The following is a 17,311-nucleotide window of genomic DNA, read 5'->3' as shown; positions in this document are numbered from 1 at the left end:
TTTTGTATATGCTCTATTAATTATTAAATAAGTTATCACTACTTATCATTTATTTGTAAATAATTTTTAAGCTATTCTGTGTGGTCTTTTTAAAAAATAACTTAATTGATATTTCTTAGAATCAACATCTAATGTATATCCTATTTCGATAGCATCTAAATCAGGATATTTAGTTACCGTGAAAGTGTCTTCAACAATTATTCCTTCAGGTAAGTTTTGTTTAATAATCTCTTGTGGTGTAATTTGATCTAAATTATCATAATGTTCTTGCTTAGTTGTAATAAATATCGCCACTTTTTTAACAAAATCTACAGCTTTAGTTTGCTTATCGTTTAAAGCAGGTAATTCTAGTGAAAAACTAAGTTCAAAATCTTTGTATTCTGCATGATTTTCTTTATTCATAACTTGATATTGAACTTTTAAAGCATTTTTTTCTTTAATTTGCTTAATACTATCAACATTTATTTCTAAATGTTTCGAAATACCTAAATATTCAATTCTAAAATAATCAGTTATAGCATATAAAAAGGGATCTGTTATTGGTTCTAATAAATTCGCTTTATTCTCAAGTTTTTCATACTCAACAATTTCGGTTTCATATGTCGGTTCTGTTTCCTTTTCTTCAGATTGTTGATTATCTTTTGTTGCAGTTTTTGACTCTGTTGACTCATTTTTTGGTTCTACCTGAGTTTCTGTTTTAGCAATAGGAGTATTAACTTTAACTTCAGTAGTTATTTTTGTTGTTTCGTTTGAATGTTGTTCGTTACTATTTTCTTTAACATCTGCTTTTGTTGAAGTTTGAATTTGATTTGAACAAGACATAGCAACTACCGGAACAGTAATACTAGTTAATGGTATTAAAAATTTAATTTTTTTCATAAATATTCCTTTATTTTTTTAAACAAGTTTTAAAACACTTATTTTTGGATAATTATAGCATAATTCTAAATAACTCATTTTTATAAAAAACAATTAAAAACTATAAATAATAATCTTATTTTTATAGTTTTAGGATGATTGTATCTAATAATTGAAATATCAAAATATTTTAAATCAGAGTCTAAGTTAGTTTTCATTAAAGTAATTAATTTTTTTTATCTAATTTTAACTCCATTTTAATCTACTAAATTGAGAATCCCGGGATTTTATCAGGGTATTTTACTAAAATTAGATCTTCTTCTACTAATATTTATGAAGCATTTTTATTTTATTCAATTCCTTAATTTAACTTTTGGAGTTATTGTTTTATTTATTGTGACATTTAAACCTAAGATATTTTCTAATTATAGTCTATAAGGAATAAAATTTAGTGGTTTAACCTAAGTTATAGGTTATAAGTTTTTTGTCTTCTTTAGATGTATTGATATTATCACATCGATCACTAAAATGTAAGCGTTTTTTTACATCTCAATTTCATTACTATTATCAATTTCAATTTCTTTTTCTTTATTTTCGCTATTAATAACTTCTAAATAAATTGATTTAGTATGGTATTCTTCATAGTTATCAAAAAGATATTGATCTACATTTTCAGCATTTTTATATTCTGTTAATTGATTATCATTCATATTTTTTAAAATTTTAACCAATTCTTCAAAATGTAATATAGTTGCCTGAGCATCATTAACTTCCTCTTTAAAATCATCAGAAGATTTATTTATTGTTATTTCCCTGATATATTTTGTTGACTTTAAAACTTCATTAACAGATTTATATTTTTCATTAATTGTTATTCTTTGAATAGTTAAATAATCAGATTCTAATCTATTACTAAGTTCATTAATTGTTTTCCTAGCATCTTCATTATTTAACTGATATAGTGTATCAAATTGCTTGTTTTTATATATTCTAAAAAATTCACTACTCTTCATTATATGTATTGAAGAAGTATTAATATATGATTTTTTATCATTTTTAGCATCTTTATCTTTAAAATTAACAATAACTTCTCCTTCGTATTTTACTCTATAATCATATGCAGACCTAGAATTTAAAAAATAAACATCTTCACCACTATAAAACAGAATTAAAGGTCTTATATCTCTAAAATTTCAATAAGCCAAAATTTTCTTTCCTTTAACATCATATGATAATGTATCTATTTTTTTATTAATAGAATATCTAGTTCTATCTCACGCTTTTCAAAACATATTTCTCCATATAAAAATTATATAAAAAAAGCGACATAACCACTGTTATGCCTGAAAATATTTTTTCTCCGCTTGCCTACTCACCATATATTCCACTTCCAAACATCAACTGCGGCGATTCCGCTTGGCGATTCAAATATACATTGATATATATATATATATATATTATATATAAAATTTTAATTTTATAAAATTTTTTTTATTTTACTAATACCTAATTTTCAACCAAATTTAATAGCTAGTAATTTAACTCAAAATATATAAGATATTTTCCTATACGTATTTAGGGACTTGTCCCTAATATTTAATATTATATCGAATTTAAGGGTTAAAAATTTTTGTATATAAAAAACATCATTTTATAGATTAATTGTAGAACCTAAAAATATGATGTTTATATATATATATATATATAATAAATATAAAATTATGTTTTTACTATTCACCACTATGCAATTGTCTTAAAAGCCTTAGATTTCTTGCTTATTCGATAAGTCCAGTTAAGTTCATTTGGATTCACTGGCATATAGCCACAATGCATCATCGCATCCTTAAATTGATTATTTGTAAGATAAATACCTGTATTTTTTTGTAAAAGATGCTTAATCCCATAACTCGTTCTAGTTTTTAGTTCTGTTTTTCTAGGGATAATATTTTCATAAATCCAATTAAAGACAATTTCTTGTTCCTTTTCCTTAATATCTGTAATAAGATTATCATCTACCCATCCGTTTTCATTTGTATATGGTCTATTATTTCTAATCATAGTTTTATCCTCCTAAATTATTTCTTAAAAATCTTAATTCAGTGAAATACCAATCTACTGTATTTCTTTACTTGTTCTTTTCTTTGTATAGACACCACATATTAAATCTGTTGCAAAATTTCGGTAATTTCTAATTTTTAAACAAATTTAATATGTAGTAATTTAACTCAAAATATAGAAGATATTTTCCTATACTTATGCGTGCCTGCCCATTCACGCGTACGCGTATAATACGCACGAACGCGTAAATATCATAAAATAAATTTTTTCAAATCAAAATATTTTTAAACTATTTTATTTTTATTTTACGCTTTTTACTAATGCCTAATTTTCAACCAAACTTAATTGCTAGTAATTTAACTCCAAATACAGAAAATATTAAGATAGCTAACCCAATAACTCCTAAGAAACAATAACCAATAGCTTTACCAATATTAATATTTCTTTTTGGATTGTTTTATTTTATTAAATATATCGTTTTTTGTTTGTTAAAAGAGTTATTTCATAAAAACATTATTTTGTTTGAATTTTTTTCTTAATTTATTAATATCAATATTATCTTTATAAATTACACCAATAAAGGATATAAATTATTTTTTACCTAACTTATAAAAGGTAATATAGATAAGTTTAATTTTAGTTATAAAAGAATAATAAAATTTTGTGTAAATATAAAAGCTAGAATTTAGTACTAAATTGACTATTATATGCATTTGCTTCAAAAAAAAAAAAAAAAACTATAATAAATTTGATATTTAAAAATTAAAGTTAAAAGGAATTAATTAAAATGAAAAAAAGTAAAATATTACTACTATCGAGTATATTTCTAACACTAAATTCTAGTTTGCTCGTTATTTCTTGTAATAGCATAAAAGAAAATACAAATAAAAATGATAACGATTTAACAAAAGAAATTTCAAGTCAATCACACGAAAATAATGATAATTCAAAAATGGATTTACTTATTATTGATGGAAATAATATAAAAGATTTTATTAATGACGGTAGAATAAGACGAATTAATTTTTCTTACAAAATAATAAGAGACTTAAAAACAAAAACATTAAAATGAATGTTACCAAATAATTTATATTTTGATGCAAATTATAAAATTAATATCGAAGAATTAATTATGCCGCAAGTTAAAATAATTGGAAATAGTGCTTTTTCAGGTAATACATCGCTTAAAAGCATAAGTGTACCGAATGTTAAAACAATTGGAAATAGTGCTTTTTTAGGTAATACATCGCTTACAAGTATAGATATGCCAAAGGTTACAACAATTGGAAAAAGTGCTTTTTCAGGTAATATATCACTTACAAGTGTAAATGCCCCAAAGGCTACAACAATTGGAGATAGTGCTTTTTCAGGTAATACATCGCTTACAAGTATAGATATACCAGAAGTTACAACAATTGGAGATAGTGCTTTTTCAGGTGATATATCGCTTACAAATGTAAGTATACCAAAGGTTACAACAATTGGAGACAATGCTTTTTTAGGTAATATAGCTCTTACAAGTATAGATATACCAGAAGTTACAACAATTGGAGATAGTGCTTTTTCAGGTGATACAGCACTTACAAATGTAAGTATACCAAAGGTTACAACAATTGGAGACAATGCTTTTTTAGGTAATATATCTCTTACAAGTTTAAATATGCCAAATGTTATAAAAATTGGAAATAGTGCTTTTTCAGGTGATACAGCACTTACAAGTATAGATATACCAGAAGTTACAACAATTGGAGACAATGCTTTTTCAGGTGATACATTGCTTACAAATGTAAGTGTGCCAAAGGTTATAACAATTGGATACAGTGCTTTTAGTGAAACAAAATATTTTGAAAAACTGATAGATTCTAATAAACAAAAAATTGCAATAATTAATAATATTTTAATTGATGCCACTAAAGCAAAAGGTAAATTTACCTTACCAGAAAACGTGAGAACAATTGGAGTAAATGCTTTTTTAGGTAATACATCGATTACAAGTATAGATATGCCAGGAGTTATAACAATTGAAGATAGTGCTTTTTCAGGCAATACATCCCTCGAAAGTGTGAATGGCCCAAAGATTACAACAATTGGAAATAGTGCTTTTTCAGGTGATACATCCCTTACAAGTGTAGATATGCCAAAAGTTATAACAATTGGAGACGGAGCTTTTTGAGGTGATAAATCACTTGCAAATATAAATATGTCAAAGGTTACGACAATTGGAGACAATGCTTTTTTAGGTAATAGATCACTTACAAGTATAGATATGTCAGAAGTTACAAAAATTGGTTCCTATGCTTTTTGAAACACCTCACTAATTTTTGAAAAACAAAAACTCCCAGAAAATATGACAAAAGATCGTTTTAAAAAAATAATTGCTGGTCATAGTTGAGAAAAAGAAAAAAACTAATCTAAGAAATTGGATGAAAAATAATAATTTAAAACTATACTAAATTAATTGATTGGAAAAAACATAATGAAAATGAATAAAAAATTAAAATATTTATTAAAAGTAGTGTTACTTATTTCTTTGTCGCTTACTGCTTTAAGTTGTAATGCTAACGAACATAATTCTAATATAAATAATGTTTCGATTTCTCAACAAAAAAATAATTCACAAGAAAATATTGAGAAAAAATATAAAAATCGAATAAAAGAATTAGAATCTAATATCCAAATATTAATTTCTTCTAAAAAATCTAATACAGAAAAATTAGAAAAAACCTTAAATGAACTATCTTCTGTTAAAAAACAATTAAAAGATGCAATTAATGATTTGAATTCTAGTAATAATGGACTAAGACAAGAAAAATCAGATCGCTTCAACGAAAAAGATAATATAGAAAACGTTTCGGCGACAGTTTATGATAAATGAATTAACGAAGAAAAGACAAATTTATTATCAATAATTTCTAAATATGAATCTAAATTAAATTCTATAACAAACGATTTAACAGATGAAGAATTAAACGAATTTAAAACAGAATTAGGCGTTAAGGACGAACATAAAAAATCTATCAAAGAAGAATTAAAAACAGAAATAAATAACGCTAAGACCGCTGTTGAAAAATTTGGAACAATAACTTTTGGAAAATTAGCAACTGATTTCAATGATAATAAATATTACATTGATCTTAAAAAGATTAATCCTAATTCGACATCAGCAATGCCAAAATTAGTTTCTGTTTTAAATCTTAAAACATTTGATCTAACAGGTTTTGAAAATATATTAAATAAACTTTATTTAATGGTTCAAGATGCAATTTTAAAACTTAATAATGAAAGAAACGAACAACAATTACAGGCATCAGGTTTAAAATCATATACGGATATTCTGAATAACTATTTAGAACCTATTATTAATAAATTAGCGTCCTTTGAAGTCTTTGAACGTAATTCAAATTCTTATATTAATGATTTATATCAATTATTAAGAAATTCTTTGAACGAATACAAAGAATATAAGAAAAAAATAGAACAAAGAAATAGAGATTATACCGCGTATGAAACGATTGTTAATGAATATGAAAATTTAGTTAAAATAACATTAATCAAATACCAAGAAAAAATGTTATCAAAACAAGATGATAATGAACGTTCTAAAATTTTAGAATTCATTAAAAAAGTAGCGAATGATGCGAAACTAAACACAGAAAATTCAACCAACAAAATTATAGAATATAAATATTCAGAAGCAACCAAAATTATTTCTGATGCTTTAAAAAAATTAAACCAAGAAATAGAAAATATCAATAAATAATTAAAATACATAATTATTTATTGACTTGAAAAGGAATAAAGATGAGTAATAAAAAAATAAAAATATTTTTTAGTATGTTTTGCCTAATATCTACATCAACCGTAATGGTAATTAGTTGTACTAACCAAATTGAAAATAATAAAAACGATAAGCAAGTTAATAAATCTAATTTTGAAACTAAATCAAATACAAACCAACCTACAACAGGTTCAAATAATAATCAAACCGATTCTGATTCCAAAACTGAATTGGATCATACAGAAACTGATACCGGAAACGGATCTTTAACAATTATCAAAGATCAAGACGTTCAAGAATTAAATTTCGATAACTTAAAGGTTAATTTCGACTTAAAAGGTCAAAAATTAGACCAATTATGATCTTCAAATGGAAGTCGTATGGAAAATTTAGTCGCCGATAATTTTATTCTAACTGGATTACCTGATGATTACGAAATCAAAATTGAATCAATTGATAAAATTTATGGAAATTCTAAATATTCAGATAAAGTTGAAATCCATTATACTTGATCTAAAAAAACTGACGAAAATGTTAATGGTTCAGGTATAAGCGTCGCGTATCGTCCGATTAATCAAGAATTAGATCGAATTAGAATTAACGACCATGTTAAAATTTACGATCATTACGATCGCCAACATGTTGAAAAACCTAGCGACGTTTATGCTAAATTTGAATACAAAAGTTCGGAAATGATAGACCTAAGAAATACCTTAACAATGTCTAATTTCTGAATCGACATTGAACCAAATAAAGTCGACGTTTTCCGCAATGATAGTAAAAACATTTTTGATTTTACCAAAGAAGATGGCTATAAATTTTATCTAAATTATTTTAATGAATTAATTAAAAATACCGATCCTAATAGAAGAATGACGGAATTGGAATTTAAAAACGGCGTAATCGAACAAATGAATACGTTTTTTATAAATCCAGACGAATATAATTACAGAACGCAAGACATCCAAGAAGGTAGGTATTTAAAATATTTAGAACAACCTGAAAAAATTGGTTATCGTATTAATTTAGAAAATGACGCCAAACCGATCAAATATTCTAACTTTTTTACAGACGAAGAAGTTGACGATTTAAATAAACAATTCTTCGAACGTTTTGAATTAGAACAAAAAATTAGAATTTATCCTGTTGGATTAGACCGAAACAAAAAACCTAGGTTTCAAATCGTTAAATTACAAAAAATTTACGATAAATTTACCAAAGAATCGACCGAATACATGACCGACGTTGATTTTAACCTAGGTTTCGGCGAACAGCAAGACAATCCAGCTGATTTTCCAGGTTTAGACGAAATTATACCAAAAGACCAGTTATCGCAAGCGTTCGCTAAACGCGTCGAATGAAGCGAAAGTCAGGTCGATAAATTCTTCAATTCGCAGTTTTATAAAAACTATCCGTATTTCGATTACAATTTTTACCAACCTAATGAAGATTTTTTCGTTCAAAATCTAGAACCGATTTTAAAAGAAGTTATTGAAGATCCAAAGTTAGTTAATAAATTAAATAAATATTTAACCAATCTTTGAAATACCTATGCTGATAAAAAAACCAAATTCCTTAAAAATCATGAAGAAGATGAATGAAACTATAAGGATGAATGAAATAAGATATTTAATGATTTAGAAAATTCTAAATCTAGATAAAAAACAGGATAACCCTGTTTTTTTTAACAATATAGTAAATATCCCAATTCTTTTTTGTTTGAATTTATTAGTTTTTTGAAAATAGTTCTTATTTTCTTAATTAAATCAAGAAAATATCTCAGGATTCATTTACAAAAAATCAATAATTAGCTTTAAAACTAAATATTTTCTTATGACTTTATCATCTTCAACTTATTGGTAAGTTATAACAACATTACAGACAAAATAAGTACCTAAGATGTATAAATCAGCTTAGTTGTATCTAATAGATATTTTGTAATTTCATCATACGATCGAAAACGTTTATATTTTCATTTTAACATCAATATGATTTTAAATTTCTATAATGCATTTTTATTTAAAAGGATACTTCTTTAAAAATAAATCGATATCTTTAAGAATCCATACCAACTATAAAATCATATTCTTAAGATAAATCTTGAATATTCTTTTTAATTTATATAAAATTAATAGACAATATAAATATTATATTATTATATTTATTAACAACAAATAAAAATGACACCCTTAATTAAAAAGGACGTCATTTTTGTAATTATTGATTTGTTTCTTCAACAGGAGTAGCAACTTCTGCTTTTGTTAAATTAATTGTAAATTCTTTTTTATGTTCTGTTGTACCGTCTGTTACAACTATTTTAGCTTTTGCACTAGTTTCTTTTTGTGTTTTGGTGTTTGTTGTAACTTCACTTACATAACCAAATGTGTATATTCCTTCTTGTAAATTTGAATTGTCACTATTTTTGATAGTTGAGTTATCAAATAGTGTTTTGAAAACTTCTTCAAAAGTTTTATCTTGCGGAACTTGTATTGAAAGTGTTTGTTCATTACTGTTTAATTCAACATCTTTATTATCTATATTTAATTTGAATGAATCACCAAAGTGTTCTAACGCAGTAAATGATATTGAAGCATTTTCACTAGCTTGTACTTTATCATTAATTGATTCAACGTCATTTTTCAATTCAATAAACTCAATTTCTGAGAATCCTATAAATCCTTTATTTGTTGTAAAAATACGATTTTCTTGACCTTCAGGATCTTTTAAATTAGGTATTGTTGGTGCTTCAAATTCAAATTTAAAGTATTTATCAGTTGTAGGTTGAAAGTTTATTATTATACCGTATATATTATTAGTTTCTTTAAGGTTTCCTACATTTACGGTTTCATCAATTAATCTAAACCCATCAAGAACTTTAATTTTGAAAAGTTCAGAATCATTAACTTTATTTTGTCCGGTTACTAATTTATAACTACCTTCTTCGCCTGTGCTTGATGAATAAATTTTAATTCATTCTGGGGACATACTTTTTCCATTTTGTAATTCAACCCTTTGGTTATTATTATATTTATCAAAATCATGTCAACTTCTAATAGGGTTATAACCACTAACTCTAGTTCAAACTCTTAAACCAAAAATTTTTGATTCATTTGAACCCTTTTTTCTATTAAAATAGAAAACATTATGACTTTGGTCTAAACCATAATCAATTCAGTTATCTCATCTTGATGATTCTACTTTATTACCATCGAACATTTTAGGCAATTCAGTTGATCTTTTTTGATTTGGATGAATATTATCAGTATAGTCGTAATATGACTTTTCAACATTTAGTTCAATATTTGTATTACCAGATAAAACATTTGAGTTTTCACCCTTATTCAAATCAACAGGAGCAAAACTAGAAGATTGAATTGATACTAAAGCATATTTTTTATTATTATCTTCTACTTTAGTTCCAACTAATTTTATTGTTTCGTTATGAGAAATCACTTTATTCTCTTCTAAATTAGTACCATCATACTTTTTGAATGTATAACCTGGATATGTAGTTTTTAAATATTCATTAACATTAGAATTTGATAAAAGTTTTTTAACTTCTACATGTTCAAAACTTAATTCCTTAATAATATTTTCACTTGGAACTTCGTCTTCTTTAGGTTTTATGTTGCTATCATCTTTTTTAGGTGTTGTTTCGTCGCTAGTTCCGGTTTGATCATCTTTTTTGTCACCAGGAGTTGTTGTATCTTTAGGTTCATTACTTGGAGCTACTTCTCCCGATTTATCATCATTAATTGGTGCATCTTGATGATCACTACCAGGAGTTTCTTTTTCTTTTTTGCCACCAGGAGTTGTTGTATCTTTAGGTTCATTACTTGGAGCCACTTCTCCCGATTTATCATCTTTAATTGGTGCATCTTGATGATCACTACCAGGAGTTGTTGTATCTTTAGGTTCCTTAGCGTCAGTTTCCCCATCAGGTTTAGCATTTGTTTTGTCTACTTCTTTATCAGATTGACTAGATTCTTCTTGCTCTTTATTTTCTATTTCTTGTACAGGCGGAACATCAGTTGGTTTATTGTCAATTACTTTTTTATTTTCAACAGCTTTTTCGTAAGCTTTATCTAAATTTAATTTAGCGGATGCATATACATCATTTTTTGAATCTTTTGAAGAGTAAAGAGTATTTGCTCTTTGATATTCTTGTTCTAATTCTTGTTTTAATTCTGCATACTTAGTGTCTGATAAAGTTTTTAAATATTCAGTAACTTTATCTAAAATTAATTTTAATTGGTTTTTAGCATCATTAACTACAGAATCTGAAGATGTTTCATTTGTTGTTTCTGATTCAGTAGGATTAGTAGGTTGTTCAGGAGTAACTGGTTTAGTTTTTTCTTTTTCTTTATTTGATGAACTACTACAACTCATTGCCATAGTTGCAACTGAGCCTAAAAGTATTGAACCTGACATTAGGTTTGCAAAAATTTTTCTATATTTTTTACTCATAATTTGATGTCCTTTCAATTATTTTTTTGTGTTTTGATCTAAATCTAAAATGATTTGTCTTAAGTCATTTATTGGTGTTTCTAATATTTTAGAAAGATATCTAAATTTAACAACCAAAGCTTTAGCCATTGTATATTTAGCAACACTTAAATCAGGTGTAATTCTTGATTCTAGTGTTTGAACTAATTTTTCATATCTTCTTATTAATTCATTTCTTACTTCAAATGAACGTTTAGTAAATTTATATGTATTTGTTTTTGAAAGGTCTTCGGAAATTATTGTGAATTCAATAGAATATTCATCTACACGTTTAATAACCTTAGCTCCTTCATTAACTTGGATGATAATGTCATTTAAATCAACATTATCATCAATATAATAATCTTTTTGTTCAAGATTAATACAATCAACGTATTTTCCTCTAATTTTAACATCAACTAACTGTGCTTCACTTTCTAAAGTGCTTGTTCTAAATGCTCTTAATTCTCTAACAACAATACCGTTTTTATTGTCAGGTGTTTTCATTCTTATTCTAATTGCAGTAGCATTTATCGGTGCCGCAAATTCAAATAAAGCTCCTTCGTTATCGTTTGAAGGTAAGGAAGTTACTTCATGTTTATTTTTCAATGAAACTTCTTTTCAAAGCGAACTATTAGATAAGTTTGAATCTCTATGTTCGTCAATATGACCAACTTGATTACCGTTTGGTAAATTTGTTATTGGTTGATCAAAGTATTCTATGTGATATTCTTTTGGTAATCCTGAACCACCATCAACACCGAAGAATACTCTAAGAGAATCTATGCTTTTAGTTTGATTTTCAGAAAGAAGAACACCAACTCAATCTTCCGCTCTTTTAGTTCTTTGTCAATTAGATCACTTATTTATACTTGTAGGTTGAGTTTCAATAACATTATCGTTTAAATATTGAACTCTATCATTTGATCCGGTTCCATCATTTGTAAAGCCAGCGATTGCTATAGGAGTTTTTTGATTTGGAATTGTTGATGAAAGATTTCTAGTTAAAGTAACTCCTTGTTTGTTATCTTTTGGTATTTTACGATTTACTTGGAATTCATAAACTAATAAACCTTGTTTTCCACTTACAATATCCATTTTAATTCTTAAAGCATAACCTTTAACTGGTTTTACGAAATTAAATATTGTACCCGCACCATTATTTGGAGTAATAGTTGGATTTTCTTTTAACTCAACATCTTTTCATAATGAATCGTCTGCTAAATTACTATTTGATCCACTAATATGTGATAACCCATTAGCATTTGGTAAATTTGTTATTGGTTGATCAAATACTTGAATTTTATAATTTGTAGGTGCTTTGGCTCCACCGTCTTCACCAAATCAAACTTGAAGTTGATCAAACATTTCAGGTCCAATAATTCCACCACGTGCAAATATAGTACCTACTCAATCCGATGTTCTAGTTGAATTTCTTTGTCAGTCAGATCATTTATTTGTACTATTATTTCTAGGTTCTACTATTCCATCATTTATTTTTTCGATTCTATCTTGTGAACTTGGATCAATGTCATTAGTAAAACTTGCAATTGCTGCTGGATAATCAAATCCAGTTACTTGTTTAGAAATATTTAAATAATCCCCTTCTTTTTCTGGAACAATATTTATATTTAACTTAGCTTTTAAATCTTCAACTCCATCAATTGTTCCGAAAATTGTGTAATCTTCCGATGATTCTAGATTAGATTGAGTAAATTTATCTCATGTAACTGTTTTGGTTACTTTATTACCTAAATTATCTGTTACAAGCAAAATATCTGGTAATTGATATGGCTCAAAACCTTTGATAGTGTTTAGTGTAATTTCTTCAACTTTTACATAATCATAAATAGACACTGTGGCATAAACTGGTTCTTGTGTTTCAACAACTATTCCATTAATTAAATATACACCCATTTGATTTGTATTTGGAATATTTTCTCATTTAACAATTTGTCTTCTTGGGAATTTATCACCTTGATACATTTTTTCAATGTAATTTGGTAAATTGATTTCTTGACCACGTTGAACAGTTAAATTATATGAACTATACGAATCAACATTCGAAGCTTCTTTAGATTTTAAAATCATTAAATTAGTTGTCTGAGTTCTAAGTTTTTGACCTTTATATGTAAATTCAGCGTAAACTGGTATCTTATTTTTTGCAATTGATGCATAAATTTCGTTTGATTTTGAACTAAAGTATTTATTATCTTCAGGTTCAAGTGCTTTAATTTGAACATTACTTAATTGATCTTGAGTAATAATTGAACCATTTGATAATCTTAATTCTATTTTTGCATATCTACCACGACCTTCAATAATTGGTAAAACATTTAGATAAGCATCAGAATAATCATTTAAATTTAAATGATATTTATATTTAAAAATATTTACACTACCATCTTGTGCGGTTACTAAAATGATATATTCTCTATTAAATTCATCAATATCAAGTATCAATTGTTCCACTTTTGCATTTTTATCAGTTGGAACAACTTCTATTAGAGGATATCCATTTTTATATTCTGATTCAAGTGTATACTCCTTAGTATCATTATCGAAATTTTCTAATAATTTTGTACCAATATAAACCATTTCTACAGTGTTATTATTTGATTTTACTGTATCCACTTCATCGGTTAAAGTAGGTAATATGCTTAAGTAAGCTTTTGTTAAAACTTGAGGATTATCTATTAAGTATCCATTAATTTCAACTTCTTGACCTGGTTCAAATTCATTTACATTTATATTTTCAGTGTTTCAAACCACTTCTTTATATTCTAATTCATTTTCGCTATTTAATACCAAAATTAAATTTGATAAAACTAATTTTTCACCTTTTACATATGATAAATATGTTTTTGTTGGTTTATATAATGTAGATAAATCGACAACTTCGACCTTAAGATCAAAAGTTTTTTCTTGATAATTAGCAGTTACTGTATATTCACCAGCATTTAAGTTATCTAATTTTGTTACATCTCACTCGATATTATCATTAACTTTTGTACCATTAGATAATATTAAATTAATATCATTTAAATTTGGTTGCTCGAATAAGTTAATTGTTATTTTTTTCTTATCTAAAGAAAGTGGAACGATGGTGTTAGTATCAGGTAAAGATTCAACTGTTAAAATTGTTGTTTGAGTTGATTCTAGATTTTCTGAATTTGCACTTAAAGTAATCTCGCCAGATCTATTTGTAGATCTAACAATAACAAGCGCTTTACCATTGAATAAATGTCTTTTTCAAGTTCCATCTCCATATGCTTTATATCTTTCACGTGTAAGGGCATCCCCGTTGTCAACTCCAACTATTTCACCTTCACCTTCGATTGTAAAATTAATTAAATTATTAGCATTTGGATTTTCAATTCCATTTTCATCAATTACAGAAACATGGATATAAGATAAAGAATCTCCATTTGATAAAATAATATTTTTCTCAGGTTTTAATTGTACTCTAACTGGAGCAGAAGCTTTTTTGAGAGTATCTGTGGCTACTAAATTATTTTCTGAATCATACGCTTCGGCTGTAATTGTTTTATTTTTGAATTCATCATATTTAATAGGGAATTTTAAATATAACTCATTTTCATTTGCACCTTGTTGATAAGTAATCCGATTACCTTTTTCGTCAGTGTAGTTTGTTTGTAATGTAACAAATTCTTTAGTAGCTATTTCTTGGCCATCTGCTTTTAAAATAACTTTTTTAGCATTCGAATAAACTCTTAAATCTAAAGTTCCGTCTTGATTAACAACTAAACTTCTCATTTCTGGTTTATCAAAATTTAAATGTGGAGCTATTTTAACCATAGGATGTTCTTTAACATCCAATCATTGTGATTGATATAAATAGTAATCATTTTTTGGGAATCCGGCTGTATCTACAATACCAAAATATGATGATTTTGGTTTATCATCTCCTTTTTGACCTCATCATGGAGTAGGTTCTCCAATATAATCAAATCCAGTTCAAATAAATTGACCAGCATATCATTTGTTATCTCTATCAAATTTTCATGATTGAGTAGCTGTTTTTCCTCAACCTACACGGTTATTTCCGTAATCTGACTGTTGTTTTCCGTAGTAATTATTTGCGTTTACTCCGTTATCATAACTGTTAGGTGCATATCAAACACCACGTGAACGTACAGCTGATGATGTTTCAGAACCATATATTTTTCAATTTGGATGGAGATTATGTAAAGTTGGGGCATTCGCTTCAGAATAGTTCATTCCAACTACATCAAGTTTTTCGGAAGCTGCAGCAATATTAGCGTCTTGCCCGTCACCATAACGATATCTATCTGAACCTCATGTTACATATCTTGTTTGATCTACTTCTTTAATTCATTTAACTAAATTAGTTGCAACTGTAACCCCTTTTGCTTGAGTACCTTCAGCAATTTCGTTACCTATTGACCACATTATTATTGCTGGTGAGTTTATTTTTGAACGCACCATTTGTTTAACATCAAATTCCGCTCATGTTTGACCTTCAACTGCATCTGGATGTAACGCTTGTTGTTCAAAAAATCTATGATAGTCATTTGTTTTCTTACCACCATATCAAGTATCAAATGCTTCATCAATAAATAATAACCCTAATTCTTCTGCTATTTGAACTAATTTTTGATCTGCTGGGTTGTGTGTTGAACGTATCGCATTAACACCCATTTCTTTCATAATTTTCATTTGACGGTAAATAGCATCATAACTAGCAACGGCACCCAATGCACCTTGATCGTGATGCATAGAAACACCATGGAATTTCAATCATTTTCCATTTAAACTAAATCCATCGTTAGATGTTCAATCTATTTTTCTATACCCATACCTTTGTGTTTCTTGATCTACAACAACATCATTTCCGTTAACATTTTCAATGATTTCAGTCTTTAATAAATACAGATTTGGATTTTTGGTATCTCACAATTGAACATTATTAACATTAAACTCTGTTTCCAACTTAATTAAACTACTTGGATCTATATTAACATCTTCAGTTTCGTTAGTGAATAAAACTGTTTTTTCATCACCAAATTTATAAACTGTTTTTTTAATTTTAAATGTTCTTGCTTTTGAATCATCATTTTTGATTGTATAAATTGCTTTACTTGTAACGTTTGATAAGTCATTAACATCAAAATCGTTGTTAATGATTTGGGTACCGTATGTTTGTAAATGCAATTTATCAGTAATTTTTAAAGAAACATCTCTGTAGATACCTGATCATGAATATCATCTTGACGATTCCGATTTATTTGTTACCTTAACTGTAATAACATTTTTGGCACCTTTGGAGTAATCTAAATACTTTCCAATATTATAATTGAATTCTTGATAACCTGAAGGGTATGTTGATATATATTGACCATTTACATAAACTTCAGATTCCATGTAAACACCACCAAAATGAATCTCTACTTCTTTGTTTTTTCATTCTGGTTTTACTTCTAATTCTTTTCTATATCAAGCACTTCCTCCTTCTAAAGAACCTCATTCATTTGAAATAGTAGAGCTAAAATCGTTGTAAATTGATCAATCATGTGGCAAATTAACATTTAACATTTGAGAATCATCAAAATTAGTCTTTTTAACTTCAACTGAATCAACATCGTTTGTTTTAGCGAATCTTCAATTATCATTTATATTAATAACTCTTTGATTATCAACATCAATTTCAGTATCATCATTTTCTTTTAAATCTTTAATTTCATTTTCAAAATTAATATCTTTGTAACCGCTGATTTCTCTATCTACACTAAAAATTTCTTTGGTTAATAAATTTTCAAATGTAAACTTAGCATTCATTTTATTATTTGTATAATCATAATTTATAATTTCAACATTATTAACATTTAAATTTTGACCATTAAATTCAGAGAATAATTTTGTTTTGTTATTTAATTGTTTGAAATCTGTAATATATTTATTTTCTAATAATTTATCAATAAGTGCAATATTGATTTTGTCGTTTGTTTTGCTATTTTCTGTAGATTGATTGTCATTTTTTTCTTTTTCAATTGCTTTTTTAGTAGTTGGTGCAAAACAAGAAACAACAGTTGCAATTGAAGCGAAACTTACTAATGACCCTAATATAATTAATGATTTATATTTTTTCAT

General features: G+C 26.5%; 8 protein-coding genes. 3 read left to right on the top strand and 5 right to left on the bottom strand.

The features are described from left to right. Positions 1 to 66: 66 nt before the first annotated feature. The 3 genes from N9R85_RS00820 to N9R85_RS00810 all read right to left on the bottom strand — a co-directional run bounded on the left by N9R85_RS00820 (position 67) and on the right by N9R85_RS00810 (position 2,916). Positions 67 to 879, bottom strand: coding sequence for a hypothetical protein (locus N9R85_RS00820; RefSeq protein WP_262858184.1), 813 nt, complete (start codon positions 877 to 879; stop codon positions 67 to 69). A gap of 521 nt (positions 880 to 1,400) precedes the next feature. Further along, positions 1,401 to 2,150, bottom strand: a complete 750-nt coding sequence (locus tag N9R85_RS00815) for an Mbov_0400 family ICE element protein (RefSeq protein WP_262858183.1) — start codon at positions 2,148 to 2,150, stop codon at positions 1,401 to 1,403. A gap of 448 nt (positions 2,151 to 2,598) precedes the next feature. Then, positions 2,599 to 2,916, bottom strand: coding sequence for a hypothetical protein (locus tag N9R85_RS00810; protein WP_262858182.1), 318 nt, complete (start codon positions 2,914 to 2,916; stop codon positions 2,599 to 2,601). A 787-nt stretch (positions 2,917 to 3,703) separates the two neighbouring features. Here N9R85_RS00810 and N9R85_RS00805 point away from each other — a divergent pair. The 3 genes from N9R85_RS00805 to N9R85_RS00795 all read left to right on the top strand — a co-directional run bounded on the left by N9R85_RS00805 (position 3,704) and on the right by N9R85_RS00795 (position 8,355). Beyond that, complete coding sequence (locus N9R85_RS00805) at positions 3,704 to 5,326, top strand: leucine-rich repeat domain-containing protein (RefSeq protein WP_262858181.1); 1,623 nt, start codon at positions 3,704 to 3,706, stop codon at positions 5,324 to 5,326. A 66-nt stretch (positions 5,327 to 5,392) separates the two neighbouring features. Next, positions 5,393 to 6,676: a hypothetical protein gene (locus N9R85_RS00800; protein ID WP_262858180.1), complete on the top strand. Its 1,284-nt coding sequence runs from the start codon at positions 5,393 to 5,395 to the stop codon at positions 6,674 to 6,676. Positions 6,677 to 6,717: 41 nt separating this feature from the next. After that, a complete protein-coding gene (locus tag N9R85_RS00795) occupies positions 6,718 to 8,355 on the top strand; it encodes a hypothetical protein (protein ID WP_262858179.1) in 1,638 nt (545 codons plus the stop codon). A gap of 556 nt (positions 8,356 to 8,911) precedes the next feature. Here the strand turns inward: N9R85_RS00795 and N9R85_RS00790 are convergent. Continuing rightward, entirely contained in the window at positions 8,912 to 11,161 is a 2,250-nt protein-coding gene (locus tag N9R85_RS00790; protein ID WP_262858178.1) for a hypothetical protein, read from the bottom strand. An 18-nt stretch (positions 11,162 to 11,179) separates the two neighbouring features. Next, complete coding sequence (locus tag N9R85_RS00785; protein ID WP_262858177.1) at positions 11,180 to 17,311, bottom strand: glycoside hydrolase family 2 TIM barrel-domain containing protein; 6,132 nt, start codon at positions 17,309 to 17,311, stop codon at positions 11,180 to 11,182.

It is taken from the genome of Mycoplasma sp. CSL7503-lung (genome assembly GCF_025515455.1).
Classification (GTDB): domain Bacteria; phylum Bacillota_I; class Bacilli_A; order Mycoplasmatales; family Metamycoplasmataceae; genus Mycoplasmopsis.
This window is presented reverse-complemented; position numbering and strand designations above follow the sequence as displayed.